The sequence below is a fragment of the Rahnella sp. ATs2 genome, assembly GCF_051851855.1.
Taxonomy (GTDB): domain Bacteria; phylum Pseudomonadota; class Gammaproteobacteria; order Enterobacterales; family Enterobacteriaceae; genus Rahnella; species Rahnella variigena.
In genome coordinates this window covers 39,179-66,102 of sequence record NZ_JBLYPL010000025.1, presented here as the reverse complement: position 1 = coordinate 66,102, position 26,924 = coordinate 39,179, and the positions used below count along the sequence as shown (strand labels likewise).

Genomic DNA, 26,924 nt, shown 5'->3' with positions numbered 1-26,924 from the left:
ATATGCGGGCCTTGGCAAGGCAGAAATTTCAAATGTGGAAAGATTTCCTGATCGTTATCCGATCATTCTGAAGCACCGTGCAATGTCACAGGCTGAGGACGGGAGAGGAAAATCGTGATCCCCGCCAGCAATGTCAGCACACCGCCAAGCAGGAAGGCGCTGCTCACGCCCGAATTGTCTGCGAGGATCCCGCCAAACAATGCGCCAAGCGCCAGCGAGGTCTGGAAAACACACACCAGCAGCGCCGAACCGGTTTCGAAAAGCGCAGGCGACGCCTGATACGTCCAGATATTCAGACACACCGGCAACGCGCCAAACGCTAATCCCCAGAGGATCACCAGCGCACAGGCCAGTGCTAACGGAACCTGGAACAGCGACAACACCAGCACAGAAACACTCAGCAGCAGCATATTGAGCATAAACGCTCTTTTTACACCGAACTCGCGAACACTGATTTCAGTCGTCAGCGTACCCACCAGCCCGGCAACACCGTAGCCCATCAGCAACAACGAGATATCACTGGCGGAAAGATGCAGATTGAAACGCAGCCAGGGTTCGAGGTAGGTATAGGCCGCAAAATGACCGCCCGCCATGAAGATGCCGATGATAAGCGCGTAACGGATCCCCGCGACTTTAGTGACGCCCAGCATCGCGCGCAGGCCAATAGATTGCTGCGCGGGCAACGACGGCAGCGCCAGCCATTGCAGTACGAAGAAGACCAGCGCCAGCACGGCATTGAGGGTAAATGCCATGCGCCAGCCAAACAGATCGCCGATAAACGCGCCCGCCGGTACGCCCGCGACCGTCCCGACTGCCACGCCTGCGGTGATCAGCGAAATAGCCCGTGCACCCTGCTCTTCGGACACCAGCCGCCGCCCGGACGGAATAGCAAACGACCAGAAGCCCCCCACGCCGACGCCCAGAATAATGCGTCCGATCAGCAAAATGTTGAATGAGTCCGCCATGACGGCAATACCGTTGGCCACAATGACCGTCGCGGAAAGCAGCAACAGCAGGTTGCGACGGTCCATTTTGCGGGCAAACAGCATGATCAGCGGCGCAGAAATTGCCGCCACTAAACCGGGCAGCATCACCGCCAGTCCGGCATGACCTTCAGTGACACCCAGAGATTGCGCGATCGGCGAAAGTAATCCGATCGGCAGAAATTCGGTATTAACCAGCGCGAATGTGCCGCAGGCCAGTGAGAATACCGCCAGCCAGCGGCGGAAAGCAGAGGTTTCTGGCCGGGTGTCCAGCGATGAGCACTCAGTCATTTATTATCCTTATCCCCTTCATTCTTCAAATTGCAGATGCGTTGGCTGCACTTGCTCACCCCAATCACTTACTTTAGTAAGCTCATCGGGATTCACTCGCTTGCCGCCTTCCTGCAATTCGAATTATTTCGGGTACGTTGTTTTGTAATTAGAACGTAATAAACGTGATCACTATCACAGGGTCAAGGCATTTTCATAATGACTGTTAGGGTATTTCTTATCCGCCATGCAGATAAGCCAGTCCCCGCCTGCGATGCGGGCTGCAGAGGCGTGCGGACGCGAAAACGAAAAAGGCACATACAGATAACGCCGATCAGAAAATTCCTCCACATATAAGTATGTTGTAACTAATTCGCGTAACAGGATCCCAGTATTCTAAAATCCTCTCAGCAGGATCCATTTGTTCTACGCTTTAGCTACAACTCAACGCGTGGAATCTGCCCCGAGGTCACTGTGTCTCCTGCTAAATTCTGTCTGCAACTGCTGGTTTGGTGCCTGCTCTATTTTTCCCTCGGGTACATCTCTCTGTTTCTGGATGATCCCGTGAGCCGGGTTTCGTTTGTCTGGTTTCCTGCCGGCCTCGCCGTTGCCGCGTTTCTGCTAACACCGCGCCGGTTCTGGCCGCCTCTGTTTGTTGGGCTGTTAATCGTGCGTACGCTTCTGGATGTCACGATGCGGCACTCGCTTGAGACTTCGCTGGTGCATTCGGTGATTTCACTCGGGAATGATTTCGCCATCGCCTGGTTTGTGCGGCGCTTCAGGCGCCCGGATGACATGCTGTATAACGTGGTGATCTGGCTGTGCGCCACTGTGGTAATCAGCGCCTTCGCCGCCGCTGCTGGTGCGGGATGGGTGCTGTTTCGTCACAATATCAATTTTGTTCAGACGCTGTGGATCTGGTGGTCAGCGAATGTGGTCGGCACCATTTTACTGACCACCATTATCATGGGCTTATTCTGGAAGCCGGAACCCTTTGTTCTGCGTAAATGTCTGACTGGCGGCGGATTATGGATAGCGTTATGTCTCAGCGCTGCCTGGGTTTTCAGTCAGCCTTTTGGTGATGCCCGCAGCGAAGCGCTACATTTTATCCTGGCCTGCATCCCGGTCATGATTATGATTGCCATCCCGGTTGTCAGTGGTAACCGGCCCGGTGCGCTCTCCTTTCTCACCTTTTGTGTGATTGTCATCTATTGCTCCTGGCACCGTCTTGGTCCGCTGTTTATTCCGGGCTTACGGACGGGAGAACCGCTGTTGCTGGCGCAGTGCTATCTCTCAGGTACGGCCCTGCTGCTGAATTTTGTGTACGTGCTTAAGCGGCATGTGCCGGGCATGGTGTCCTCATATTATCTGATCCCGCACAGCGGCCGTCTCACCTGGGACCAGACTTCATCAACATCGCTTACGCAACATCTTCTGAAGCTCCATCATGTGGATCAGCTTCTGGCCCTGCTTTCACCTGACGATCAAAAACGAATGCGCGCCCGCTGGGAAACGATCAGCCACGGCGGCAGCGTAACAGACACGTTCTCTTTCCTGCTCCGGCTCTCACCGGCAATAAAAATACAGCTTCAGGAAACGCAACTGACCGGCCTGCCGCAACCGGAAGGTGTGTTGATTATTGGCTCCTGGTCAGAAGAATTGCCCAACCGGGCATTCACCCGCACGGTCAGGGAGGCGTAAACGATGCTGCAACTTGCGCTGTTGTTGATGGGTGCCAATTTTGTGCGTAAATCCGCGCCGGTTCTGGCCATTATTGGCGTGTTATGGGGCGGACTGGGCGTGACTGTTTTTATGGATGGTCTGGAAGGAATGCGCTACTTTCCTTTTCATGTCTTCGGTCTGATCCTGCTGGCAGAAAGTCTGGTGACGCTCTTTCTGGCCGGAGGTGCCGCCGGGGCGAAGAAGTCAGTGTTCTATTTTAAGGGCGGCGTATTTTGCTTTATCGCCGTGCTGATCCTTTCAGGTCGTGACAGCAGTAATCTGCTGCTGGCGATTTTGTTTGGTTTCGCGTTTTTCATCACCGGTCTTTTTGTGATGGCGTCGGCCTGGGTGGTGCGGTATGACCGCTGGCGTCAGGTGTTTTTCAGCGGCGTTGCGCAGCTGATTTTCGCCCTGTTTTTGTTCCTTCCCTATCCCACCCATCACCACGGCACGATTTCACAGTTTGTCGGCATGATCATGATCCTCGGGGGGATCCAGTGTATTCCGCTGGCCTACCGCGCCTTTAAAATGCGGGATGGCGTCACGCTTTCCGCCCTGATGGCGCCGCCCGGCCTGATCCCCGTCATCCCGCCGGTTTCGGTGAATAGCCGTTCTGAAGGTGCGCTGATTGTGCATATCTGGACACCGGAAGGCTCTGCGGCGAACTCCCCGGTTCCGCGCCCGGTATTCAACCGTTATATCGCCGCCGTAGACGTGCATGGGGTGATTTCTACCGGCCATGCCGCGCTGGAAATGCCGCCGGATCTATACATCAGCCTTTATCCGGCGGTCGATATTGAGCGTTCCCCCGCCGAGTTTTTCAATACTCTGAAAGCCATTCAGGAAAACAACGTGCCGGGGCTTTTCCAGAAGAGTTATGTCAGCGAAGCCGCGGGCTGGTGTGATTCAGACCGCAAAATTGTGTTCAGTGATTTTAACGCGCAGGCGTTGCAGCAGTTCTGGGATAGTTATCGCCAGCTGGTGATTTACAACCTGACCTGGCGCAACTGCTCCAGCAGCGTGGCTTACGGCCTTGAAGCCGCGCTTGAGGGCGTTATTTCCAGCCGCGGAGGCTGGCTGCATTTCCTGAAGTTATTTTTTATGCCTGAGTTGTGGATTGCCGCCCAGCTAAGAAAACGTGCCACCACCATGGCGTGGACGCCGGGTCTGATGCTCGATTACGCACGGGCCTTGCACGCGCTGGTGCATCCGGTCCGGCATTCGTGGTTCAGGCGCTGGCGACAGCTGGATAAATCGCAATCATAGCTGCACAAAATGCCCGTCACTGACTTCGCGGTAATGACGCGCCGGCGGCTCATAGGTGGCCGGACGCAGCGGGCTGGCGAGTTCTTCCGGCACCACAGTGCGTTTACGGTGAACATCCGGATCAGGCACCGGCACGGCGGCCAGCAGTTTACGGGTATACGCGTGCTGCGGATTATCGAAGACATCGGCACGCGAACCGATTTCAACGATTTCGCCCAGATACATGACCGCCACACGGTGGCTGATGCGCTCAACGACGGCCATATCGTGTGAGATAAACAGATACGAAAGGCCAAGTTCCTGCTGAAGATCGAGCATCAGATTGATCACCTGCGCTTTGACCGACACATCCAGCGCTGACACGGCCTCATCGGCGATGATCATTTTCGGTTCCAGCGCCAGCGCACGGGCAATGCAGATGCGCTGCCGCTGTCCGCCGGAAAACTGATGCGGAAAACGTGTTGCCATATTGCTTTGCAATCCTACCTGTTCCAGCAGTTGCGCCACGCGATGCTTCGCGCTTTGTGCATCATGCAGCCCGAGGCTTATCATCGGTTCGGCAATCGCCTGGCCGATACGCATTCTCGGGTTCAGGCTTTCGTACGGATCCTGAAAAATCATCTGCGCCTGGGTACGGATTTCCGCCAGCCGTGCGCTGTCCGCCCGGCGGATGTCTTGTCCGGCAATCAGCACGTCACCGGAGGTGGCTTCGGTGAGGCGTAAAATCGTGCGTCCGGTGGTGGATTTCCCGCAGCCGGATTCGCCGACCAGTGAAAGCGTTTCGCCCTGTTGCAGGCAGAATGACAGGTCTTCCACCGCATGCACCCGGGCAGAAACCCGGCGCAGCAGGCCGGATTTCACATCAAAACGCGTCACCAGATTTTTGACCTCCAGTACCGGCTGACCGGTGCGCAGCGTATCGACAGACTCCGCTACCGGCTGCGGTTCGCCGGTTTGCATGTCGGTGAGCGGGAAGCGTTTCGGCAACGTTATTCCCTTCATCGCGCCCAGTCGCGGCACCGCAGAAAGTAATGCCCGCGTGTAAGGATGTTTGGGCAGATGAAAGATTTCCCGCGTGGTCGCCTGTTCCACGGCTTCGCCCCGGTGCATCACCAGCGTGCGGTCCGCCACTTCCGCCACCACGCCCATATCGTGCGTGATGAACAGAACGGACATGCCCTCTTCCTCCTGCAACGATTTAATCAGCGCCAGAATTTGCGCCTGAATGGTCACATCCAGCGCCGTTGTGGGTTCGTCAGCAATCAGCAAACGGGGATTACAGGCCAGCGCGATGGCGATCACCACGCGCTGACGCATGCCGCCGGAAAAGCTCAGCGGATATTCATTCAGCCGCGAGGTAGCGGCCGGAATACGCACTTTTTCCAGCAGGCGCACGGCTTCGGCGCGGGCGGTTTTATCGTCCATGCCGCGATGCCGTTTCAACACTTCGGTAATTTGCACGCCAATTTTCAGCACCGGATTCAGGCTGGTCATCGGCTCCTGAAAAATCATGCCGATACGGTTACCGCGAATGCTTTGCATCTGCGCACGGTTCAGGCTGAGTAAATCCTGGCCGTCAAACCGGATGCTGCCGGAATAACGGGTCTGTTTTTCATCCAGCAAACGCATGACGGACATCGCCGTGACGCTTTTACCGGACCCGGATTCACCCACCAGCGCCAGCGTTTCTTTCGGGCCAATCGAGAAGGAAAGATCCCGCACCACATTGAGCCATTCGCCGTCCACGGAAAACGCGGTATTCAGCTTATCGACCTGTAAAACCGGGTTGTGCATCATCAATCCTTATTGCGCGGGTTGAGGATGTCGCGCAGGGCGTCACCGACTAAGTTGATGGCGACGATCAGCACCAGAAGCGTGACGCCGGGGAAGAAGCTTATCCAGTAATCACCGGACATCAGATAATCAAAGCCGTTGGCGATCAGCAGGCCGAGCGACGGTTCGGTGACCGGCAGACCGATGCCGAGAAACGACAACGTGGCTTCAAGCATGATGGCGTAAGCAATGCGCATGGTCGCCACCACAATCAGCGGCGGCAGGCAGTTGGGCAGAATATGGCGGAACAGAATGCGCGGACTGGAAAGCGCCATGCTGCGCGCAGCGTCCACATAACTTCGGCGACGTTCGAGCAATGCCGAGCCGCGAATGGTGCGTGCGTAATACGCCCATTGCGTGACCACCAGCGCCAGAATGATTTTATCGACACCCTGCCCGAGCACCGCCAGTAAAATCAGCGCAATCAGGATCGGCGGAAAGCTCAGCTGGATATCGACAATGCGCATGATCAGCGCGTCCGTTTTGCCACCGGCGTAGGCGCTGATCAGCCCCAGTGCCGCGCCGAGGGTCAGCGCAATTACCGCGCTGGAAACGCCGACCAGCAGGCTGGTGCGCGTGCCGTACAAAATGGCACTGAGTAAATCGCGCCCCTGATCGTCGGTGCCCAGCCAGTAAATCATCCCGCTCAGGCTGGCGGTGCCCGGTTTCAGACGGCCATCCATGATATCGAGCTGCGCTAAATCATACGGATTTTGCGGCGAAATCCACGGTGCCAGCACGGAGAGCACAATGGCGATGCCTAAAATGACCAGACCGCACAATGAGAATTTATTGCGCAGCAGCGCACGCGCAGTGTTGTAAAACGCCGAATGCGGTTTGCCCTGAATGGTGCTGCGCGAGTGAACGGATTCAGACGCCATCAGTTCTCACCCCCCAGCCTGACACGCGGATCCACCAGCACATACAGCACATCAACCAGCAGGTTAATCAGGCTGAACATCACCACCGTTATCATCAGATAGGCCAGGATCACCGGACGATCCAGCACGGCGATAGAATCAATGATCAGCTTGCCCATGCCCGGCCAGGCGTAAATGGTTTCGGTAACCACGGCGAAAGCAATCAGCGAACCCAGCTCTAGGCCGATGACGGTAATCAGCGGGATCAGGGTATTTTTCAGGACGTGAACCAGCACGATGCGGCTTTCAGATAAGCCTTTGGCGCGGGCAAAACGGATGAAATCCTGTTGCAGGCATTCAAGCACACCGGCTCGCGTCAGGCGGATAATCAGCGAGATTTTGAACAGCGCCAGATTGAAGGCGGGCAGGATCAGATGCGCGAGGCCATCGGCGGTAAACAGGCTGAGCGGAACGCCGAAAACGTCCACCGTCGCGCCGCGTCCGGAGGCCGGAAGCACGCCGAGTTTCACGCTGAACAGCATGATCATCATCAGGCCAATCCAGAACGTCGGCAGGCTGAAGCCTAAGATTGAAACGGTCATGATGGACTTCGATAACCAGCCATCAGGGCGCAAACCGGCATACACGCCGAGTGGAATGCCAATCACCAGTGCCAGAATAAAGGCTACCAGCGCCAGTTCGAGCGTGGCGGGCATGCGCTGAAAAATCAGGTGCAGCGCGGGCTGATTGTAGATAAAGGAGTTGCCCATATCGCCGTGCAGCGCATTAATCACGAACAGGCCATATTGCTCCCACACCGGTTTATCGAGGCCAAATGACTGGATCACATTCAGGCGTTCGGCGGGCGTCGCGGTGGTGCTGAGCAGTAAATCCACCGGATTACCGACCAGATACACACCGCCGAAAACCAGCAGCGACATCACCAGCAGCGTCAGTAATGTTTGTCCGAATCGCCCCAGCAGATAACGGCTCATGCCTGTGCGTCGCCATCACGGCTGCCGTATCGCGAGAAAACGCGGCGCATCAGGCTGAAAAAGCCGTATTCATCCACTTTTTGCATGACCGTGGCGTTAGGCGGCGTCGACAGTTTGTTCCAGAAATCCGCATAAGTATAACCAGCTGTTTTACCCGAGATTTCTACGCCCACGCGGGCACGCTGGCCTTCAAACAGACCGGGTTGCAAAAGCCATGTGACGACGGTGGCATCATGTACCGGCCCGCCTTCCCGGCCAAACCGGTTGAGGTCACTGCGGTCAAACGCATTGAGTAAAGCAGCAACAGATTCGCCCGGTAAGCCGCCGTCCTGTTTTAACGCATCGATATCATCTTTGCTGATCAGCGCCTGGAAGGTCATGTCCAGAGGCATGATGATCAGTGGTACGCCGCTGTTAAACACTTTTTCGGCGGCGTGGGGATCGGCGTACACATTGAATTCTGCCCACGGCACGCGGTGCCCGAGCGCGGTAAACGCGCAGCTCATTGTGACGATGTGCTTAATGCCGCGCGCGACGTCCGGATGCATCCCCAGCGCCAGCGCAATATTGGTCATCGGCCCAATCACGCACACCGTGATCGGGTCGTTATCTTCGGCGGCCTGCCGCAACGTACGCACCAGAAAGTCCACCGCGTGTTCAGTCTGCGGTTGCAGTTCCGTGTCAGGCACCAGTTCATCTTTAAATGCGCCGATGTGCGCATATTTGCCATAAACCTGGTCGCGCACCAGCGGACCGGGTGCGCCGGCAAAAACCGGTATCTGCGTGTTGCCGGACAACGCGACAATCTTGCAGGCGTTGCGCACGCTGTTTTTCAGCGCCACATTGCCCGCGACCACGGTCACGCCAAGCACATTAAGCTCGGGCGACGCCAGTGCAAGCCAGATGGCGATGGCATCATCCACGCCGGGGTCAGTATCAATAATGATGCGCTGGCTCATAAGTTTATTTCCCGGCATAACGTGAAAGCAGTTCGTAAAACAGTGCGAAAACTTTGTTCGTTTCTACACGCGTGACGATATCAACGTCAGGTACCAGCCCCGACTTGCCGTACCAGTCGGCGACGGTTTGACCCATACACAGTTCGCTGTCGTGTTCGACAAATACCCGCGCTTTTTCGGTGCCGAACAGTTCCGGTGCCAGCACGTAAGCAATCACCAGCGGATCGTGCAATGGCCCGCCGCGTGAGCCGTAACGGCGCACGTCGTTGCGGTCCCAGAACGCCATTAACTCACCCAGTTGCGCGGAAATCCGTCCTGAGACTTTAATGAATTTCGCCACATGTTCCGGCGTCAGGATCACCTGATGCGTGGCGTCGAGCGGCAACGCGGTAATATTAAGACCTGATGAAAACACAATATGCGCAGCATGCGGATCGGCCAGCATATTGAATTCTGACGTCATGGTGCGGTTACCGGCTTCGCGGTAAGCGCCGCCCATTAATACGACGCGACCGATACCGGCGGCGATGTCAGGTTTCATGCGCAGCGCCGTCGCCAGATTGGTCAGCGGCCCGAGTACGCACAGTGTCAGCGGTTGCTGGCTGGCAATTGCCTGCTCGCAGCTATTAATCAGAAAGTTAACGGCATGAAGGGATTCTGCGGATTTTTGCGGGGCGGGAAAGGCAGTATTGCCAAGGCCGTTTTCGCCGTGGAACTGGCCGTGGATCGGGGATCGCAGCATCGGCTGATGACAACCGGCAAACACCGGAATATCCAGCCGGTATCCCAGCTCAGTGATTTGCAGTGCGTTGCGGGTGGTATTCGCCAGCGGCTGATTGCCGCACACCGTGCAGATGCCGAGAATAGTCAGCTGCGGAGCAACGAACGCGCTTAGCAGCGCAATGGCATCATCAATGCCCGGATCGCAATCAATGATAACCGGAATGGTTTTCACAGCGCCCCCACGGAACGTAAAACATCAGCGATTTCCTGACGTGCCGCCTCGTTTAACGGCACCTGCGGCGGCAGCGGATCGCCTACCGCGAAGCCCTGCAATTGCAGTGCGGCTTTGATACAACCGGCTATCGAGTATTTGGCGAAGATTTCGTTGATGCGCCACAGCGGACGCTGCAACTCCATCGCTTTCTTCCAGTCGCCTTGTTTCGCGGCTTCATAGAGTGCCAGACTTTGCTTTGGCACAATACATGCCGGACCGGCCATCCAGCCCACGCCGCCAATCAGCATCACACACGCCGGAATATGCGCCGATGCGGCAAATACCTGCATCCGTCCCTGCGTGCGTTCGATGATCGACAGTAAGCGGCCGGTATTGGTCGAGGCGTCTTTAATATAGTTGATGTTTTCTACGTGGCTCAGTCGCTCGATCACCGGCAGGCTGAGATCAGAACGCTGGAACTGCGGATTGGTGTACAGCACGACCGGCAGTTTTCCTGCGGCAGTCGCGATGGCACGGAAATAATCCTCGACGCCCTGTTCAGGCACCGGGAAATACGCTTCAAGTATCGCCAGAATACCGTCGACACCCAGAGCGGCGTAGCGAGCGGTTTGCGCGACAGCGTCCTGGATGGTGGTGGCTGCAACTCCGGCGATTACCGGAACGCGGCCTCGAGCGGCTTCGACGACGGTTTTCACTATCTCCGTACGTTGATCTGCATTGAGATAAGCGAATTCACCTGTACTGCCGAGCGGCGTCAGACCGTGCACGCCGCTGTTAATCAGATGTTCGACCAGCGCTGTTAACACTGGTTTGTCTATCTGGCCGCCATCAGTGACAGGCGAAACCAGATAGGGATACACACCGCTAAAAGAAGTCATAGCTTCTCTCTCTTTTCTTAAACTACTACCTTAGTACAGCCCTGGTGTTGGTGCTGTATTCCCCGCCTGGGTTCGGTCTGCACTATGCGCTTATTGTTTCTCATGCACAAAGTACGGCAACGTATAGCCGTCGGAACGGCCAACGTAGGTGTAAGGTGTTTTCATCGCCCAGGTGTATGAAAGGAACAGCAACGGAATAGTGCCTTCGTCTTTCATCGCAATCTCTGTGGCCTGCTGCAACAGCTTTTCACGCTGGCCGTCGTCGAGGGTTTCCCGCGCTTTTGCCAGTGTTTTATCAAATTCAGGGTTTGAGTAGCGTCCGCGGTTGCCCTGTCCGCCATTTGGCCCGAAGGTTTCGAGCAACGGCCCCAGCACGCCGGAGGCTTCACCGGTTTCAATCGCCGCGCCACCCATGATCAGGCTGAAATCGCGTTTGGACGCACGCGAGAAATACACGCTGCCCGGCATGGTCACAACGTCAGTTTTAATGCCGACGCGGCTGAACATCTGCCCTAGCGCCTGGGCGATTTTAGAATCATTCGGATAGCGGTCGTTCGATGCATGGAACGTCAGCGTGAAACCGTCCGGATAACCGGCCTGCGCCAGCAGTTGTTTGGCTTTCGTCGGATCATAGACCGGCGCGGCAATCGACGGCGTATAACCGAAATAGCCTTTTGGCACCAGCTGTGACGCCGGAACGCCCTGCCCGTCCATAATGCGGTCTACAATCGCCTGACGGTTTATCGCCAGCGACATCGCCTCACGTACTTCACGTTTTTTAAGCGGATTGCTGCCATCCGGCCCTTTGGCGAACGGCGACACATCACGATCCTGATCCGGGTGTAAATACAAAATGCGGTTACCGGCAACGGACTCCAGATGCAGGCTGGTTTGTTTGCCCAGATCCCGTCCGTCCGCGGTCGGCACGCTTTCAATCATATCCACATCACCGGAACGCATCGCGGCGACACGGGCGCTCGGGTTTTTGAACACGCGCAGCGTGACGTGATCCCACTGCGCTTTTCCGCCCCAGTACTGGTCGTTGCGCGCCAGCACCACATTATCGTCCGGCGTCCAGCTAACAAATTTGAACGGGCCGGTACCGATGACGTCTTTCCCTTCATTAAGGGTTTGCGATCCGACCGTTTCAAGACGTGCCGGTAAAATAGCGACACGGCTTAAGTTATTGAGTAATAAAGGTGTTGGCGCTTTGGTGACAATTCTCACCGTTAAAGGATTCACTTCGGTGACATCGGCGATGTCATTCACGTACGGCGTATAAGCACTCGGGCTGTTTTTCGACGCCAGCGCCACGCGTTTCACGCTGGCAATCACATCTTTGGCGGTGAAATCGCTGCCGTCGTGGAATTTCACGCCGGGCCGCAGGGCAAATTCCCATGTGGTGTCGTTAATCACTTTCCATGACACCGCGAGCGCAGGCGTGATGTGTTGTTTTTCGTCCTGATTCACCAGACCGTCAAAAATATTACGCGCCATGGCGCTGTTGGCACCCCCGACATAAAATTGCGGATCCATTGAAGTAGTTGACGCGGCAAGGCCGATTTTCAGATCAGCAGCCTGTGCAGAGAGGGTATGAAAAACGAAAAGCGTGGCCAGTGCTGAGGAAAGCACTCCTGCCAGAACGGACTTTCTCATGCATTTAACCCTTAATTATTTTAGATTTTCAGGCAATGTGTGTCAGATCGTAAATTGGAGTCTAGGGGGTGGACTTCTGAATTGAAAATTGTATTTTGTGTTACATCCATAAACAAATGTTATGGATCTTGAGGATATATTATGAAAATTAATCCCCGTCAGGTCGAAGCTTTTCACAAAGTGATCCTGACAGGTAGCATTACCGCAGCCGCGAATATGATGAACATTACCCAGCCTGCGGTGAGCCGGTTGATCCGCGACTTTGAATATGCCGTGGATCTGAAGCTGTTTGACCGCGACGGTCGCGGGCTGATCCCGCGTGACGATGCGATCAAGTTGTACCGCGAAGTCGAGCGTTTATACCTCGGACTTGAACATATTTCACATATCGCCGACGAAATCCGTCATTCCAAAGGCAGCGTATTGCGCATTGGTTCAGTGGCAGCGTTATCGGCGCTGTGCGTCGAGCATATTCTCCCGCCGCTGATTGAGAGTATTGGCGATATCTCGCTGTTTCTGGATATCGAAAGCACGACGCATATCACCGATGTTGTCACCAGCAATCAGTACGACGTTGGGTTCATTTTCGGCAAGCCGGATGTGAAAGGTCTGGAAGCGGAAATGCTGGCACGGGCAAAAGCGGTTGCCGTGATGTCGCCGCGCCATCCGCTGGCGAAACAAGACGTGGTGACTGCGATGGATCTGACGCGCTATCGCCCTATTATTCCCGGACGCAAGACGCCGCTGCGCGAACAGCTTGATCAGGTGATGAGCCGCCTGGACTTATATCTCAACAATCCGATCGAAACCTCGCTCAATAACTGTTGTGTGATGGCAGGAAACAATCTGGGCGTCGGCGTGGTCGATTTCATCACCGCCCGCAGCCATAAAAGTGATCTGGTGCTCAAACCCTTTACACCGGATATCAGCATTGCGTATCTGGCCGTTTTCCCGCCGCAGATCCCGAAAAGTCGTCTGGTGGAACACATCACCAAAGAAATGAGGACCTTAATCGAAGGCTATTTGTAAAACGCCCCGTCAGGTTCGCCGAATTCGTACCAATGAGTCCACAATGTTACATTTCAGTCTCAATGACGAAAAATGAGCGGACAGTTGGTGCTATCGGTTAGATGAAAAAAGTATATCCACTTATGTATTAATTAAAATAATGAATAACACACTTTATTTTATTCTTTAAAATCAACGCATAAAATTTCCCTGCATAAATAATAATCTACTCTATAATAATTTACCTAAATTCAAACTCTTCGTTACACATTCACAACCTCGATGAGAAGTATTACTATTTGCGCGAAATTGTTCTATTTGGTTCATTTAATTACGGGTGGTCATTAAGTGTTACCTCTTTTCATCAACAGTTATCTACAACTATGCAGTGAGATAAATCATGCCAACAACAAATAGCAAGTGGACCTGGCTCCTCTGGCTGCTGAGTGCGCTGATGGTCGTCATCGGTCTGACACTTGGTATCGGTGGCGCGTATCTGGCAACATTGGGAGGAAGTGTTTACTTCCTGCTGATGGGTCTGGCGCTCATCGTTTCCGCCGTTTTGATTTTTAAAGGTAAGCCTTCAGGTGCATGGCTGTATGCCGTGGCCTTTGTGCTTTCTATTATCTGGGCTGTCTGGGATGCGGGCTTCACGTTCTGGCCTCTGTTCTCCCGCCTGTTCACTTTCGGCGTGCTGGCATTCCTGGTCGCACTGGCTTATCCGCTGCTGAAAGCACGCGCGGGTCTTGTGGCGCGTAAAGGGCCAAGCTTCTCGCTGGCGGCTGTGCTGGCTGTTGCCTTGATTGCCGCTTTCGGTAACACCTTTGTGCCGACGCCAATCATCAGCGCTGACAATGATCAGGTGCCAGTGAAACCAGTAGATAAAGGTGCAGAGCAGAAGAACTGGGAAAACTGGGGTAACACTACCGCTGGCGACCGTTTTGCTGCATTGGATCAGATCAACAAAACCAACGTGGATAAACTTCAGGTTGCGTGGATTGCCCATACCGGTGATATCCCGCAGAGCAACGGTTCTGGCGCTGAAGACCAGAACACTCCGCTGCAAATCGGCGACAAGCTGTTTGTCTGTACCGCTTACAGCAAAGTGATCGCCCTGAATGTGGATGACGGTAAAAAGCTGTGGTCTTACGACTCCAATTCTACCGCGCCTAACTGGCAGCGTTGCCGTGGTCTGGGCTATTACGAGAACAGCAGCGTAAACGGCGCAGCGCTACAGGCTCCGGCGGCACAGCCCGCTGCAACTCCTGCGGCTGAACCGGCCACGCCAAATGCCGCTTCAGAAGCGGCCACGCCTGCCACTAACGCACCGCAAACGCCTGCTGCCACCGGCGGCACCGTCAGCGCTACCTGCGAACGTCGTCTGTTCCTGCCAACCATCGATGCGCGTCTGATCGCCATCAACGCTGACACCGGCAAGCCTTGTGCTGATTTTGGTGACAACGGCGTGGTTGACCTGAAAGTCGGCATGGGTGAAGTGAAACCTGGCTACTATCAGCAAACCTCTACCCCGCTGGTCGCGGGTAACGTAGTGGTTGTCGGTGGTCGCGTAGCGGATAACTTCTCTACCGGCGAACCTCCGGGCGTGGTCCGTGCATTCGACGTGCACACCGGCGCACTGGTATGGGCATGGGATCCGGGTAATCCGAACATCACCAAACTGCCACCGGAAGGTCAGACTTACACCCGTGGTACCCCGAATGTCTGGTCTGCCATGTCCTACGATCCGAAACTGGGTCTGATTTACATGCCTACCGGTAACGCGACGCCAGACTTCTTCGGCGGCACGCGTACTGAGCTGGATGACAAATACAGTTCTTCAGTCGTTGCAGTCGACGTGGCAACCGGTAAAGTCCGCTGGACGTTCCAGACCACGCATCACGACCTGTGGGACTTCGACCTGCCGTCTCAGCCGCTGCTGTATGACCTGCCGGACGGTAAAGGTGGCAGCACGCCGGTTCTGGTGCAGACCTCCAAACAAGGCATGATCTTCATGCTGAACCGCGAAACCGGCCAGCCGGTCGCGAAAGTGGAAAACCGCGAAGTGCCGCAGGGTAACGTCCCTGGCGAACGCTACTCCAAAACGCAGCCTTTCTCTGTCGGCATGCCAAACATCGGCAACCAGACGCTGAAAGAATCTGATATGTGGGGCGCAACGCCGATGGATCAGTTGCTGTGCCGCATCGAGTTTAAAGGCATGCGTCACGAAGGCGTTTACACGCCTCCGGGTCTGGATCGTTCCCTGCAATTCCCGGGTTCTCTGGGCGGCATGAACTGGGGCAGCGTCTCGGTTGACCCGAACAACGCCATCATGTTCGTGAATGATATGCGTTTGGGTCTGGCGAACTACATGGTTCCGCGTGCACAGGTTCCGACCGGCGCGAGCGGCATCGAGATGGGGATGGTGCCGATGGACGGTACGCCTTACGGCGCAGTCCGCGAGCGTTTCCTGTCACCGCTGGGCATTCCTTGCCAGAAACCACCGTTCGGCACTATGTCTGCGGTTAACCTGAAAACCGGTAAAATCGTCTGGCAGGTTCCTGTCGGTACGGTGAAAGACACCGGTCCGCTGGGCATCAAAATGCGCATGCCAATGGAAGTCGGTATGCCAACGCTGGGTGCGAGCCTGTCAACGCAATCCGGCCTGCTGTTCTTCGCGGGTACGCAGGATTTCTATCTGCGCGCGTTTGATACCGCAAACGGTAAAGAGATCTGGAAATCCCGTCTGCCGGTCGGCAGCCAGTCTGGCCCGATGACCTACGTTTCACCGAAAACCGGTAAGCAATACATCATCATCAGCGCCGGTGGCGCACGTCAGTCCGCAGAACGCGGCGACTACGTGATCGCCTACGCACTGCCTGACGAAAAGTAAGATTTAGCAGTCAATGACAAAGCCCGCTGGTGAAGACCGGCGGGCTTTTTTGTTGGGGAAGACTTACAGGTTAAGCCTGTGCTTTCAGCCTGACCCGCTGCTGTTGCATTCCTGTAAAGATGGCGTCTGCCAGTTCAGCCGGAAACGATTCGGGCAATTGCCTCGCGACATTTTCAATAACGGCCGGGGTGAGTTCGATGATTTCATCAATCATGGTTTCTATTTGTCGTTTCCCCAATCCGCTCTGCTCACCCTGCTTAATCCAGTGTCTGCGCTGGATCTTGCTGATCAGGTAATAATTACTGCTGCCACGGACGGCCATAGCCAGCTTACATTTCTGCCATGCGATCTTATTGTTTCCCCGGCCAATCACCGGCCAGGCTGACAAAATATCGTACAGCGGCGTCATGTGATAACGATTTTGAGAGAGGTGCGATGCACCTGATTACCCGGCGTAAACGGCAGGGAAAGCGACAAAGGTCGCCCTTGTGGGTCTTCTGTCCATTCCAGCGAATACTGTAAACGATCCTCGCCTTTTTGCTTATCCCAGTACCCCACAGGAATACCGTTCATCCATATCGCTAAACGCTGCTGCGCACGACGCATATCATCACCATTGTTCCTTTCTGGCGGGCGTACTTAAATAATCCGGCTTAATTTCCTCCATAGAGGATTTTTCAGGATCGGATTGTGAGGAAAACACCATCTCAATACCTAATACATTAAATACCCGAAACAGCCGGTCAAGGCTGGCAGTAGCAGGGTTTGCCTCAAGCCGGGCATACGTCTGCTGAGTCACTCCCAGTTTTTCTGACACATCCTTTTGCGTCAGACCTTTTTCCTTACGGAACCCCACCAGTAACGGACGAAGCTGGTTAAGTGTTTTTAACGGATAGACTGTATTCATTATTTTGGCTCTGGTATCGGGGTTCTTATACAGATTATAGGCTGTATTCAGCACATTACACCCTAAAGGCTGTAAAATCAAAATACAGCCTGAAAGCTGTAAAATATAAATACAGTTTATACGCTGTAATTTGCCCACTACCGCCTCCTCATGCTCAAATGCCTGTTCCACGCACGGATGAAACCCCATGAAAAAAAGCGAATTTATCGCTCAGGATTTACTGAGCAAGATTTATCAGAACAGCGGTTCGGTGCCGGAGAAGTTACCTCCGGAGCGCCAGCTGGCGGAAGAATACGGGGTTTCGCGCTTTACCGTGCGTAAGGCACTGGAAAAGCTGGTCAGTATCGGAGCTGTGCATATCGTGCAGGGTTCGGGCATTTACATCAATGCGGGCGTCAGCAGCAATCCGCTGATTTACAACTCTGTGACCGAGAAAAAATTCGCTGAAATCAGTTTCAAAATGCTCGAATTGCACAAGCGCCGGCCAGATAAAGAGGAACAACAGGTATTCGGTTTAAGCACCGACGACTTTATCTGGGCGTTCACCCGCTTGCGGCGGATTAATCTGCGCAATGTGCAGATTGAATATTCCCGTATGCCCGCGGAAGTGTTTGCCGATTTGAATCAGAAAACCATTGAGCATTCCATTCAGCAATATGTTTTGAGTAAGGGCTACGCGATTTCGCATTCCCTGACCCGTTACCAGGCCGTCACGATTAATAAAGAGCAGGCGCAAATACTTGGCTGTAAAAAAGGCATTGCTGCCATGCATATCACCAACAGAGGTATTTTGCAGGGCGGCAAGGTTTATGCGTTCAGCGATATTGTCGATATCGATTATTCCTGCACCTACGTCATCCCGTTTAATCAGGACAATCTGGCTTTTCGCCAGACGTAAGCGCGTTAAGGCGTGTGGATCACGCCATCCGGCAGACGGCTTTGCGTCCATTCATGCGGACGATAGACCACCGGAAATTCTGCCGCAGCCTGTTGGTTAAAGCCCACGCCAATCCCCGCTTCTTCTCCCGGATAGAAATAACCGTTCTCCGGTGCCCGTGCGCCTGGAAAGACCTGCTGCGTGTTAGCCGGATACGCGACAAATTCCTGGATTGCCGCATTATGCAGATGAATATTCAGATGCGTATTTACCGCAGCGCCAATCGGGGTCATGTCCGGCGGACAATGCCAGGCCAGACGCACGCCAAAACTCTGGCAAAAATGCGCCAGTTTTAAGGCTGGCGTGATGCCGCCGATTTGCGAAACGTGGCAGCGGATGAAGTCGATCCGGCGGTTGATAATCAGATCTTTCCATTCTGCAGGATTATTAAATAATTCGCCGGTTGCCAGCGGAACGGCGGTCTGACTGCGGATCTGCGCCAGCCATTCGTTCTGATCGGGCGGCAGAATGTCTTCAATAAAGTAAGGCCGGTATTGTTCAACGGCTTTGGCGAACTGCACCGCCTGCTGCGGGAACAGCCGTTCATGAACATCGTGCAGAATGTGGAACTGATTGCCGTATTTTTCACGCAGCGCTTTGAACATCGCCAGCGTGGTATCGATGTACTGATCCTGATCATAATACGCACCCGCCGTCGGTTCACGGGTGCTGTGAAAATCACGCGCATTGCCGCCGTAAAAACCCAGCTGACAGCGGATGTGGCGGTAACCTTCGGCTAGCAGACGATCGACTTCGCCGTACAATGCTTCCAGCGTTTCACCCGCGGCGTGGCTGTACGCCGTCACTGCATCTTTCGATTTCCCGCCAAACAAATGATACAGCGGCATATTCGCCAGTTTGCCTTTGATATCCCACAACGCCATATCAATACCCGCGATAGCATTATTGATCACCGGCCCGTTACGCCAGTAAGCGTTCACCATCATCATCTGCCATAAATCTTCTATATGATTCGCATCGCGTCCCATCAGCAGCGGTTTGAGATATTCATCCACCATCAGTTTCACCGCCAGCGGGCGCTGCTGGAATGTCGCGCAGCCCAGACCGAAGACTCCACGATCTGTTTCAATTCTGACCACCACTAAATTATGACGATCGGGACGTGTTATCTGGCATTCGATATTGGTAATCAGCACAGGCTGCATGATAAATCCTTAATAAAAACCGTTATTCCTTTTCATAAAAAAGGCGGCGGGAATATTCGTATTGGCGTTATTTCAACGTATTTTTATCCTGCTTGTAAACCTAAAATTCAGGCTTTTATTTTGGTTTGAAAGCACGGCGTATTTTCGATAAAAAACAGACCAATTTGGCATTGATGTGCAAAATAAGCGCCATTCAGTGAAGTTTTGTGATGAAGATCCTGTTTTATTGGTTTGTTTTTGAAAACCACCCTCATTACACTCCCCTTCAATCAAATAAAGAATAATTCATTTTTTCGTCGCGGGGTTCAGGGTGAATACAGAAATAATGCAGTCAGTCATTAAACTGGTCGGCGGTGCGGGAAATATTAATAAAGTCTGGCATTGTATGACCCGTCTGCGTTTTGATTTACGTGACGAAAATAAAGTGGCATGGGAAGAAATTAAAAATCTGCCCGGCGTACTGGGCGCACAAAGCCAGAGTGATCAGGTGCAGATCATTATCGGGCCGAAGGTGAATATCTGGTACGAAGCCATCGTGTCACAACTGGAGCCGGTCACTACAAACTCCACCGCTGCAACAGGAAATGTTTCCACAAAAGGACGTAAAAGTCTGATCTCGATGTTCATGGATACCGTCTCCGGTGTGTTCGGCCCGATCGTTCCGGCCATCGCGGGCGCGGGGATGATCAAAGGGTTGCTGGCCGGACTGATCGCCCTGAAGGTGATTTCAGCCAAAAGCGAAACGGTGATGATCATCGATTTGATCGCCAGCGGCGTGTTTTACTTCCTGCCGTTTTTCCTCGCGGTTTCTGCGGCGAAGATCTTCAAAACCAATGAATACCTGGCCGCTGCCGTGGCCGCCTGTCTGATGTATCCGACGCTGATGGACGCCGCGAAAGCGCTCGCCAGCCATACTGCTGGCGCACCTACCGCATTGTATTTTATGGATGTGCTGCCGGTATCCGTTTTCAACTATTCGGCGAGCGTGATCCCGGTGATTTTCTCTGTGCTGGCGCTGAGTTACATCCACCGCTGGGTGGACAGAATCATGCCGGACGTGCTGAAAACCGTGTTTACACCCACGCTGACACTGTTCATTGCGGCGCTGGTATCACTGACGCTGATCGGTCCGGCGGGGATTTATCTCGGTAAGTTGCTGGCGTTTGGCATTCAGGGATTGTTTGACGTGTCTGCAGTATTTGCCGGATTTATTGTCGGTGCGATCCGCCCGGTGGCGATCCTCACCGGTATGCATCATGCGATGACGCCGATTGCGTTGCAGAACTTTACCGATCAGGGCTGGGACATGCTCATGCCGATGATGTTTATGGCCAACATGGCAATTGCCGGATCGACGTTTGCGATTTACTTCCACGTCAAAACCCGCGAGCAAAAATCCGTGGTGCTGTCTGCGGCAATTTCCGGCTTGCTGGGGATCACCGAACCTGCGCTGTTTGGCGTGCTGACGCGCTACAAAAAAGCGTTTATCGCCACCACCATCAGCAGTTCTGTGGCGTCTGCATTTATCGCATTCTTCGGGGTGCGGTTGTACGGCTATATTCTGTCGAGTATTTTCAGCCTGCCCGCCTACATCGGTCCGTATTTTATCTACATTCTGATGGGCGTGGTGCTGTCACTGGGGCTGTCATTTACGCTGACGTATCTGATGGTCGTCAAAACCAAAGGCACCGAACAATCGGTGCCTTTGGTTAATCAGACGCGCTGAGGTTTATCAGGCCGCTGTCTTTGAATGCGACATCTCAGACAGCGGTGCGTTCTGAATAAGATTGGTCAGACGTCCGATATTTTCGATTTCCACTTCAATCTTGTCATTCTCATGCAGGAACAACGGCGGTACGCGGGTTTTACCGACGCCGCCCGGTGAACCGGTCATGATCACATCGCCCGGAGAAAGCTGAGTAAATGTGCTGATATAGGCAATCATCTGCGGAATAGTGTGGATCATGCTGGCGGTCGTATCGTCCTGCACCAGCCGGTCGTTAAGCCAGGTTTTGATACTCAGGTTTTGCGGGTCGCCCACTTCATCCGGCGTCACCATCCACGGGCCAAACGCCCCCGTCGACGGCCAGTTTTTCCCGGCGGTATACCATTTATGCTGCCAGTCTCGTACTGAGCCATCCATATAACAGCTGTAACCGGCGACAAAATCGAGTGCGTTTTCTGCTGAAATATTGCGACCGGTGCGGCCGATAATAATCGCCAGTTCACCTTCATAATCAAACTGCTCAGAAGAAGCCGGTTTGATTATCGTGCCGTTATGGCCGACCTGAGAATCTGCAAAACGGACAAACAGGGTTGGCGCGTCGCTGGTTTCATTAAATTCTTTACGCTTTTCCGCGTAGTTCATGCCCACGCCGAAGATTTTTCCCGGACGGTCGATAACCGGCAGGAAACTGATGTCATTCAGTTGAAGATCCGCAGGCAGATCAGCGTAGCGTTGCAGCCCGGAAAGTGAATGGCGTGCCATGAATTCGTTAATATCGCGGCATCCTGAGTGACTGCCGACATCGACAATCCCCTCTTCTTTATAGATGCCGAAGCTTTTGGTGTGGTCTTTACTGATGGTGAAATTAACAATTTTCATAGATGCACTTAGATTCTTATTTTACTTAAAAACAGGTAAATTCGCTGGCGTTCGTGTTGCGAAAACGGCTTGCCCGTCGCAACGTTGGCGTGATTATTGACCCTGCCTCTCATGCCTTCTACTATATTTTATTATCAAATCGATGAATTTCAGGAATTAATGTTAAATAACAGAGACTTAGAGTATTTTGTGACAGCCGCAGAGATAATGAATTTGAGACTTGCGTCACAAAATTTAAATATAACTCAGCCTGCGCTTTCGAAATCTATCACCCGTTTAGAGAAAGAACTGAACATCAAACTGTTCAAACGGGCAGGTCGCGGGCTGGAACTGACCGAAGCAGGACGGGTGCTCTATCAGCGTGGTTTAGCGCTGCAAAGCTCCTACCTTGAGCTGGGCGAAATCATGAATGAACTGAGCAGCGGCGCGGGCGGGATTGTGCGCGTCGGCGTTTCCGGTTCCGCAACGCAATTCCTGCTCCCTGAAATCTGCAAAATGCTGCAATCGCAGGTGCCGAATATGAAACTGGAAATCCAGATCGGCATGAACGACGTACTTTTTACGTTGCTGGAGCGTCATGCCATTGATGTAATTATTGGTCCGCTGGTCAATTACGACAGTCCGGTAGTACAGCTTCCGGTCACCGCTGACCGGGTAATTGTCGCGGCCTCACGCGACCATCCGCTGGCCGGTAAACCCGCCAGTCTGCGCGAACTCAGCCGTTATGGCTGGATTTTACCGGCGAAAACCGTCTCGATGCGCCAGTGGCTGGATAAGATGTTCTATGAAAATCATTGCTCGCCACCAGACGTCAAAGTGGAAATCAGCTCGCTGGCATCGGTGCCGGGGCTAATCGCAAAAAGCGGTTTGCTAAGTTTTTTGTCCGAAAACATTCTGGTCGAAGAAGAATTTCTTTCGCGGCTGATCCGTATCGATAACGATCAGTTAGTGATGGAACGTCGGGTGGGCATCACCTGGCTGGAAGGCGCGTTTCTTTCACCGGCGACGCAAAAAGTGATCGACGTGACCAAAAGCGTCGGGCAAAAAATGCAGATGGAAGCCCGCCGGATCCTCGAAGACTGAAATCCGGCGGTCAGGTTTATATCAATCTGTTTTACACCAGATGACAGGCCACGCGGTGACCGTTTTCCACTTCACGTAGCAACGGAGTTTCCGCCCGGCAACGAGCCATGGCGTGAGGGCAGCGGGTGTGGAAACGACAACCGGCGGGCGGCTTTGACGGATCCGGGATTTCCCCGCTGACCATCGCGACCGGTTCGCTGTCGGGATCGAGCGTCGGCACTGCCGCCAGCAGCGCCTGCGTGTACGGATGCAAAGGCCGCTCAAACAGCACATCCCGACTGGCGGTTTCCACCAGCTGGCCGAGATACATCACCGCCACGTCATCACAAAGATGTTCCACCACGCCAAGATCATGCGAGATAAACAAAAATGTCACGCCGTGATCGTCGCGTAAATCCGAGAACAAATTGATGATCTGCGCCTGAATGGACACATCCAGCGCCGAAATAGGTTCGTCGGCAATGATAAAATCCGGTTGCAGGATCAGCGCACGGGCAATGCCAATACGCTGGCGCTGACCGCCGGAAAATTCATGCGGGAAGCGGTTGTAATGCAACGGGGACAGCCCGCAGATTTTCATCACTTCCAGCACTTTTTCCCGCAGTTCTGCGCGTGAACATAACCGGTGCTCAAGCATCGCCTCGCCAATGGCGTCGCCGACGCGGATGCGGGGATTCAGCGAACTGTACGGATCCTGAAACACCAGCTGAATTTTCGGACGCAACGCTTTCAGTTGTTTTGGCTTCAGGGCATGAAGTTCTTCGCCACGAAATTTCACGCTGCCCGCGGTTTTGTCATACAGCCCAAGCAGTGTGCGCCCTACCGTGGTTTTGCCGCTGCCAGATTCCCCGACCAGCCCGAAAATCGTGCCCTTGCGGATGTTAAAACTGACACCATCAACCGCCCGCAGCTGACCGGTTTCCTGTCCGAATACGCCGTCGCGGATCGGGAAATACTTTTTCAGCCCGTCGACTTCAATCAGATATTCCGCGTTCATGATTGCAGCTCCGTGTCTTTATCTTCTTGCGCCGTCGTTAACCCGCTATAGAAACAGGCGGCCTGACGGTGTTGACCTTCCAGCGGCGGGATCCCTTCACGGCAACGTTCGGTAGCGCGCCCGCAACGATCGGTAAACGCGCAGTAAGGCGGCAAAGCGGCCAGACTTGGCACTTGTCCCGGAATGGAATACAAGCGGCGGCGACGTTCTCCCGCGGTGGGCCGCGAAGCGATCAGCCCCTGCGTATAAGGATGCAGCGGATTACGCAGCACATCGGCGGTCGCGCCCTGCTCAACAATTTTACCGGCATACATCACCACCACGTGATCCGCCATCTGGGCGATCACGCCTAAATCGTGGGTGATCAGCATCAGCGCCATATGATTTTGCTGTGCCTGATCGCGCAGTAAACGCAGGATTTGCGCCTGCACGGTGACATCGAGTGCAGTGGTGGGTTCATCCGCAATCAGCAGCTGCGGCTTACAACTGAGTGCCATCGCAATCATGATGCGCTGCAACATGCCGCCGGAAAGCTGGTGCGGATAACTGGTCATCAGGCTTTCCGCGCGCGCCAGTCCGACTTCAGTGATCATCTTCGTTGCCAGTGTCCACGCCGATTTCGGTGATTCACCACGATGGCGGATCAGCGGTTCCACCAGCTGTTCGCCAATGGTCAGCACCGGATTGAGCGCGGTCATCGGTTCCTGGAAAATCATCGCCAGCTGATTGCCGCGCAGATCCGCCATTTGTGACGAACGCAGTTTCAGCAAATCACGCCCCTGAAACAGGATTTCTCCGCCATCAATGCGGGCGGCCTGTGGCGGTAATAACCCCATCAGCGACATCGCCGTGACGCTTTTTCCACAGCCTGATTCACCAACCACGCCGACAGTCTGCCCGGCCTGAATGTCGAACGTGACGTCCTGCACCGCACGCACACGTCCTTCATCGCTGGCAAAAGATAATGAAAGCTGGTTAAAACGGATCAAGGGTTCAGTCATTTTTTGCTCCGTTTCATCTTGGGATCCAGCGCATCGCGCAGGCCATCGCCCAGCACATTAATCGCAATCACCGTAATAAAAATCGCCACGCCGGGCGGCATCCACAACCACGGACGGCGCTGGAAGTCGATCAGGCTGTTCGCGGCATCCATCATATTTCCCCACGACGGCGTTGGCGGCACCACGCCTAATCCCAGATAACTGAGCGCAGACTCGCTGAGGATGGCGTTCGCCACGGCCATCGTCGCCATCACCACCAGGATCGGCACGGTATTGGGCAGTAAGTGACCGAACAGGCGACGGCGCGATGACAATCCGAGAACCTGAGTCGCCAGCATAAAATCACGCTCACGCAGGGAGAGGATCTGCCCGCGCACCAGACGCGCCAGTTTCGGCCATTCCAGCAAACTGAGCATGACGATCACCATGTACACGCGGGAATCCGGCGAGAAATCCAGTTCAGACAGCATCGCGCCCATAACGATAAGCAGCGGCAAACTCGGAATGGTCATCACCAGATCGGCAAAGCGCATGATGATTTTGTCGGTGATACCGCCGACATAGCCGGATACAGCGCCCATCAGATAGCCGAGCGTCACGGAGAGCAACATAGTCAGCATGCCGATAATCAGCGAGATTCGACCGGCCAGCAGCAGCCGCGTATACACGTCACGCCCGAGAAAATCGGTACCCAGCCAGTGCTCAGCGTTGGGCGCTTTGTTGATCATCAGCGCATCGGTCGCATCATCCCGCCATGGCGAATAGTAAGGGCCCACTATGCACCAGACTGCCATTACCACCAGTAAAATCAGGCAGAGCATCGCCAGACGGTTCTGCCGTAAAGCACGCCATGCCTGTAACCAGGGTGACGGTGTCACCTGTGCCAGCGCGGGGATCTGTGCTTCACGTAACCGCCGGTTGGTAGAAAATAAAGAGCCAAACATCACGACCTCACACGAATGCGCGGATCCGCCCACGCATACAGGACATCAGCAATCAGGTTGCCAAGAATGGTTAATACCGCCAGAAACAACGTAAACCCCCATCAGAACCGGGTAATCACGCGCCGCCAGTGAATCAATGTGAATGTGCCCTGCTCCGGGCCAGTTAAAAACTTTTTCGGTGATCAGCGCTCCGGAAAACAACCCCGGCAGCTCGAAACCCAGCAGCGTAATAATCGGCAGCAGCGCATTTCGCAGCGCATGTTTCAGGATAACCGTGCGCTCGCGCAGACCTTTGGCGCGCGCGGTACGGATGAAATCCATACGCACCACGTCAAGCATACTGGCGCGGAAATAACGCGTCAGGCTGCCCGCCTGCAACATCACCAGCGCAACTACCGGCAACACCAGATGCGCAGCCACTTGTGCTACCCACGCCCAGCCCGTGGCATCGCTGCCGGTATTGGTCATACCGCCCACCGGCAGCCAGTGAAGATCCACGGCAAACCATTTAATCAGCAGCAGGCAAAGGAAGAAGGTCGGGAAAGACATCGCGGCAAAAATCACAATGCTCACCACATGGTCGAACAGGGAGTAAGGTTTCATCGCAGAGACAATGCCCACCGCCAGCGCGATCCCCCAGTACAGCACCATCGCAATGGTCGCGAGCAGGAAGGAGTTCCAGATGTACTGGTTCAGCAGCTGACTGACGGGGATCTGATATTGCAGCGAGAAGCCGAGATCGCCTCGCAGCAGATTGCCCAGCCAGTGCAGGTAACGGCTGAGCAGCGGTTGATCCAGTCCATAAAGCGCTTTAAGTTCGGCGGCGCGCTGCGCAGTCAGGGTGATATTCCCGTCAATGAAATCGCCCGGTGTTTTGGCAAACAGCATGAAGATGAGCAGCGAAGCGAGGAACAACATCGGAATGGTTTGAAGCAAACGACGCAGAATGAAATTTCTCATGACTTTCTCATTGAAGCTGCCGGAAGGATCCGGCAGCCGCATTATT

General features: G+C 54.3%; 22 protein-coding genes and 2 pseudogenes. 7 read left to right on the top strand and 17 right to left on the bottom strand.

The features are described from left to right. Positions 1 to 62: 62 nt before the first annotated feature. Positions 63 to 1,274, bottom strand: coding sequence for an MFS transporter (locus ACJY2G_RS22000; protein ID WP_112289569.1), 1,212 nt, complete (start codon positions 1,272 to 1,274; stop codon positions 63 to 65). Between the two features lie 453 nt (positions 1,275 to 1,727). Between ACJY2G_RS22000 and ACJY2G_RS21995 the strand changes: the two genes are divergently transcribed. Then, a complete protein-coding gene (locus tag ACJY2G_RS21995; RefSeq protein WP_430319413.1) occupies positions 1,728 to 2,954 on the top strand; it encodes an MASE1 domain-containing protein in 1,227 nt (408 codons plus the stop codon). A 3-nt stretch (positions 2,955 to 2,957) separates the two neighbouring features. Then, entirely contained in the window at positions 2,958 to 4,241 is a 1,284-nt protein-coding gene (locus tag ACJY2G_RS21990) for an HdeD family acid-resistance protein (RefSeq protein WP_430319414.1), read from the top strand. Here ACJY2G_RS21990 and ACJY2G_RS21985 read toward each other — a convergent pair. The 7 genes from ACJY2G_RS21985 to ACJY2G_RS21955 all read right to left on the bottom strand — a co-directional run bounded on the left by ACJY2G_RS21985 (position 4,236) and on the right by ACJY2G_RS21955 (position 12,380). Beyond that, on the bottom strand, positions 4,236 to 6,035 hold the full coding sequence (locus tag ACJY2G_RS21985) for a dipeptide ABC transporter ATP-binding protein (RefSeq protein ID WP_430319415.1): 1,800 nt from the start codon (positions 6,033 to 6,035) through the stop codon (positions 4,236 to 4,238). The two genes, ACJY2G_RS21990 and ACJY2G_RS21985, sit on opposite strands and share 6 nt — an antisense overlap. A gap of 2 nt (positions 6,036 to 6,037) precedes the next feature. Continuing rightward, the gene (locus tag ACJY2G_RS21980; protein ID WP_430319416.1) at positions 6,038 to 6,955 is read right to left on the bottom strand and encodes an ABC transporter permease; all 918 of its coding nucleotides are present in this window, start codon (positions 6,953 to 6,955) and stop codon (positions 6,038 to 6,040) included. After that, a complete protein-coding gene (locus ACJY2G_RS21975) occupies positions 6,955 to 7,929 on the bottom strand; it encodes an ABC transporter permease (RefSeq protein WP_430319417.1) in 975 nt (324 codons plus the stop codon). Before ACJY2G_RS21975 ends, ACJY2G_RS21980 begins: the two co-directional genes overlap by 1 nt. Beyond that, a complete protein-coding gene (locus tag ACJY2G_RS21970; protein ID WP_430319418.1) occupies positions 7,926 to 8,888 on the bottom strand; it encodes a nucleoside hydrolase in 963 nt (320 codons plus the stop codon). The genes ACJY2G_RS21975 and ACJY2G_RS21970 overlap by 4 nt, the downstream gene beginning before the upstream one ends. Before the next feature lie 4 nt (positions 8,889 to 8,892). Then, positions 8,893 to 9,843, bottom strand: coding sequence for a nucleoside hydrolase (locus ACJY2G_RS21965; RefSeq protein ID WP_430319419.1), 951 nt, complete (start codon positions 9,841 to 9,843; stop codon positions 8,893 to 8,895). Continuing rightward, complete coding sequence (locus ACJY2G_RS21960) at positions 9,840 to 10,724, bottom strand: dihydrodipicolinate synthase family protein (protein ID WP_120163326.1); 885 nt, start codon at positions 10,722 to 10,724, stop codon at positions 9,840 to 9,842. The genes ACJY2G_RS21965 and ACJY2G_RS21960 overlap by 4 nt, the downstream gene beginning before the upstream one ends. A 90-nt stretch (positions 10,725 to 10,814) precedes the next feature. Continuing rightward, the gene (locus tag ACJY2G_RS21955; RefSeq protein WP_439292147.1) at positions 10,815 to 12,380 is read right to left on the bottom strand and encodes an ABC transporter substrate-binding protein; all 1,566 of its coding nucleotides are present in this window, start codon (positions 12,378 to 12,380) and stop codon (positions 10,815 to 10,817) included. A 141-nt stretch (positions 12,381 to 12,521) separates the two neighbouring features. Between ACJY2G_RS21955 and ACJY2G_RS21950 the strand changes: the two genes are divergently transcribed. Together ACJY2G_RS21950 and ACJY2G_RS21945 are read left to right on the top strand one after the other, a co-directional pair. Continuing rightward, complete coding sequence (locus tag ACJY2G_RS21950) at positions 12,522 to 13,409, top strand: LysR family transcriptional regulator (protein WP_439292145.1); 888 nt, start codon at positions 12,522 to 12,524, stop codon at positions 13,407 to 13,409. Between the two features lie 379 nt (positions 13,410 to 13,788). Further along, positions 13,789 to 16,278: a membrane-bound PQQ-dependent dehydrogenase, glucose/quinate/shikimate family gene (locus ACJY2G_RS21945; protein WP_439292144.1), complete on the top strand. Its 2,490-nt coding sequence runs from the start codon at positions 13,789 to 13,791 to the stop codon at positions 16,276 to 16,278. Positions 16,279 to 16,348: 70 nt separating this feature from the next. Here the strand turns inward: ACJY2G_RS21945 and ACJY2G_RS21940 are convergent. From ACJY2G_RS21940 to ACJY2G_RS21930, 3 genes and pseudogenes are all read right to left on the bottom strand, one after another. Next, a pseudogene (locus ACJY2G_RS21940) lies at positions 16,349 to 16,714 on the bottom strand (type II toxin-antitoxin system HipA family toxin); the annotation flags it as partial. Next, on the bottom strand, positions 16,684 to 16,851 hold the full coding sequence (locus tag ACJY2G_RS21935) for a hypothetical protein (RefSeq protein WP_430324174.1): 168 nt from the start codon (positions 16,849 to 16,851) through the stop codon (positions 16,684 to 16,686). The gene ACJY2G_RS21935 and the pseudogene ACJY2G_RS21940, both read right to left, overlap by 31 nt. A gap of 37 nt (positions 16,852 to 16,888) precedes the next feature. Beyond that, a complete protein-coding gene (locus ACJY2G_RS21930) occupies positions 16,889 to 17,185 on the bottom strand; it encodes a helix-turn-helix domain-containing protein (RefSeq protein ID WP_112289735.1) in 297 nt (98 codons plus the stop codon). Positions 17,186 to 17,372: 187 nt separating this feature from the next. On the opposite strand from ACJY2G_RS21930, the gene ACJY2G_RS21925 reads away from it, so the two are divergent. Further along, the gene (locus ACJY2G_RS21925) at positions 17,373 to 18,083 is read left to right on the top strand and encodes a GntR family transcriptional regulator (RefSeq protein ID WP_112289552.1); all 711 of its coding nucleotides are present in this window, start codon (positions 17,373 to 17,375) and stop codon (positions 18,081 to 18,083) included. Between the two features lie 5 nt (positions 18,084 to 18,088). Here ACJY2G_RS21925 and ACJY2G_RS21920 read toward each other — a convergent pair whose 3' ends face one another. Further along, positions 18,089 to 19,288 (bottom strand): enolase C-terminal domain-like protein, encoded by a 1,200-nt coding sequence (locus ACJY2G_RS21920; protein WP_430319423.1) that lies wholly within the window; start codon positions 19,286 to 19,288, stop codon positions 18,089 to 18,091. A 325-nt stretch (positions 19,289 to 19,613) separates the two neighbouring features. Here ACJY2G_RS21920 and ACJY2G_RS21915 point away from each other — a divergent pair, with 325 nt between their 5' ends. Beyond that, entirely contained in the window at positions 19,614 to 21,014 is a 1,401-nt protein-coding gene (locus ACJY2G_RS21915; RefSeq protein WP_430319648.1) for a PTS transporter subunit EIIC, read from the top strand. 6 nt (positions 21,015 to 21,020) lie between these two features. On the opposite strand, the gene ACJY2G_RS21910 is transcribed toward ACJY2G_RS21915, so the two are convergent. After that, positions 21,021 to 21,893, bottom strand: coding sequence for a fumarylacetoacetate hydrolase family protein (locus ACJY2G_RS21910; RefSeq protein WP_112289547.1), 873 nt, complete (start codon positions 21,891 to 21,893; stop codon positions 21,021 to 21,023). A gap of 111 nt (positions 21,894 to 22,004) precedes the next feature. On the opposite strand from ACJY2G_RS21910, the gene ACJY2G_RS21905 reads away from it, so the two are divergent. Beyond that, a complete protein-coding gene (locus ACJY2G_RS21905) occupies positions 22,005 to 22,976 on the top strand; it encodes a LysR family transcriptional regulator (protein WP_430324170.1) in 972 nt (323 codons plus the stop codon). Positions 22,977 to 23,007: 31 nt separating this feature from the next. Here ACJY2G_RS21905 and ACJY2G_RS21900 read toward each other — a convergent pair whose 3' ends face one another. The 4 genes and pseudogenes from ACJY2G_RS21900 to ACJY2G_RS21885 form a co-directional block, all read right to left on the bottom strand. Next, on the bottom strand, positions 23,008 to 23,973 hold the full coding sequence (locus ACJY2G_RS21900) for an ABC transporter ATP-binding protein (protein ID WP_120163334.1): 966 nt from the start codon (positions 23,971 to 23,973) through the stop codon (positions 23,008 to 23,010). After that, entirely contained in the window at positions 23,970 to 24,974 is a 1,005-nt protein-coding gene (locus ACJY2G_RS21895; protein ID WP_113876555.1) for an ABC transporter ATP-binding protein, read from the bottom strand. The genes ACJY2G_RS21900 and ACJY2G_RS21895 overlap by 4 nt, the downstream gene beginning before the upstream one ends. Then, a complete protein-coding gene (opp4C, locus tag ACJY2G_RS21890) occupies positions 24,971 to 25,918 on the bottom strand; it encodes an oligopeptide ABC transporter permease (RefSeq protein WP_439292141.1) in 948 nt (315 codons plus the stop codon). Before opp4C ends, ACJY2G_RS21895 begins: the two co-directional genes overlap by 4 nt. Then, a pseudogene (locus ACJY2G_RS21885) lies at positions 25,918 to 26,878 on the bottom strand (ABC transporter permease). The gene opp4C and the pseudogene ACJY2G_RS21885 overlap by 1 nt, the downstream one beginning before the upstream one ends. Positions 26,879 to 26,924: the final 46 nt, after the last annotated feature.

Bases quoted from the DNA above. Each gene is read 5' to 3' on its own strand.
- ACJY2G_RS22000 (WP_112289569.1), bottom strand. From the start codon at position 1,274: ATGACTGAGTGCTCATCGCTGGACACCCGGCCAGAAACCTCTGCTTTC.
- ACJY2G_RS21990 (WP_430319414.1), top strand. From the start codon at position 2,958: ATGCTGCAACTTGCGCTGTTGTTGATGGGTGCCAATTTTGTGCGTAAA.
- ACJY2G_RS21985 (WP_430319415.1), bottom strand. From the start codon at position 6,035: ATGCACAACCCGGTTTTACAGGTCGATAAGCTGAATACCGCGTTTTCC.
- ACJY2G_RS21980 (WP_430319416.1), bottom strand. From the start codon at position 6,955: ATGGCGTCTGAATCCGTTCACTCGCGCAGCACCATTCAGGGCAAACCG.
- ACJY2G_RS21975 (WP_430319417.1), bottom strand. From the start codon at position 7,929: ATGAGCCGTTATCTGCTGGGGCGATTCGGACAAACATTACTGACGCTG.
- ACJY2G_RS21970 (WP_430319418.1), bottom strand. From the start codon at position 8,888: ATGAGCCAGCGCATCATTATTGATACTGACCCCGGCGTGGATGATGCC.
- ACJY2G_RS21960 (WP_120163326.1), bottom strand. From the start codon at position 10,724: ATGACTTCTTTTAGCGGTGTGTATCCCTATCTGGTTTCGCCTGTCACT.
- ACJY2G_RS21955 (WP_439292147.1), bottom strand. From the start codon at position 12,380: ATGAGAAAGTCCGTTCTGGCAGGAGTGCTTTCCTCAGCACTGGCCACG.
- ACJY2G_RS21950 (WP_439292145.1), top strand. From the start codon at position 12,522: ATGAAAATTAATCCCCGTCAGGTCGAAGCTTTTCACAAAGTGATCCTG.
- ACJY2G_RS21945 (WP_439292144.1), top strand. From the start codon at position 13,789: ATGCCAACAACAAATAGCAAGTGGACCTGGCTCCTCTGGCTGCTGAGT.
- ACJY2G_RS21935 (WP_430324174.1), bottom strand. From the start codon at position 16,851: ATGAACGGTATTCCTGTGGGGTACTGGGATAAGCAAAAAGGCGAGGAT.
- ACJY2G_RS21930 (WP_112289735.1), bottom strand. From the start codon at position 17,185: ATGAATACAGTCTATCCGTTAAAAACACTTAACCAGCTTCGTCCGTTA.
- ACJY2G_RS21925 (WP_112289552.1), top strand. From the start codon at position 17,373: ATGAAAAAAAGCGAATTTATCGCTCAGGATTTACTGAGCAAGATTTAT.
- ACJY2G_RS21920 (WP_430319423.1), bottom strand. From the start codon at position 19,288: ATGCAGCCTGTGCTGATTACCAATATCGAATGCCAGATAACACGTCCC.
- ACJY2G_RS21915 (WP_430319648.1), top strand. From the start codon at position 19,614: ATGCAGTCAGTCATTAAACTGGTCGGCGGTGCGGGAAATATTAATAAA.
- ACJY2G_RS21910 (WP_112289547.1), bottom strand. From the start codon at position 21,893: ATGAAAATTGTTAATTTCACCATCAGTAAAGACCACACCAAAAGCTTC.
- ACJY2G_RS21905 (WP_430324170.1), top strand. From the start codon at position 22,005: ATGCCTTCTACTATATTTTATTATCAAATCGATGAATTTCAGGAATTA.
- ACJY2G_RS21900 (WP_120163334.1), bottom strand. From the start codon at position 23,973: ATGAACGCGGAATATCTGATTGAAGTCGACGGGCTGAAAAAGTATTTC.
- ACJY2G_RS21895 (WP_113876555.1), bottom strand. From the start codon at position 24,974: ATGACTGAACCCTTGATCCGTTTTAACCAGCTTTCATTATCTTTTGCC.
- opp4C (WP_439292141.1), bottom strand. From the start codon at position 25,918: ATGTTTGGCTCTTTATTTTCTACCAACCGGCGGTTACGTGAAGCACAG.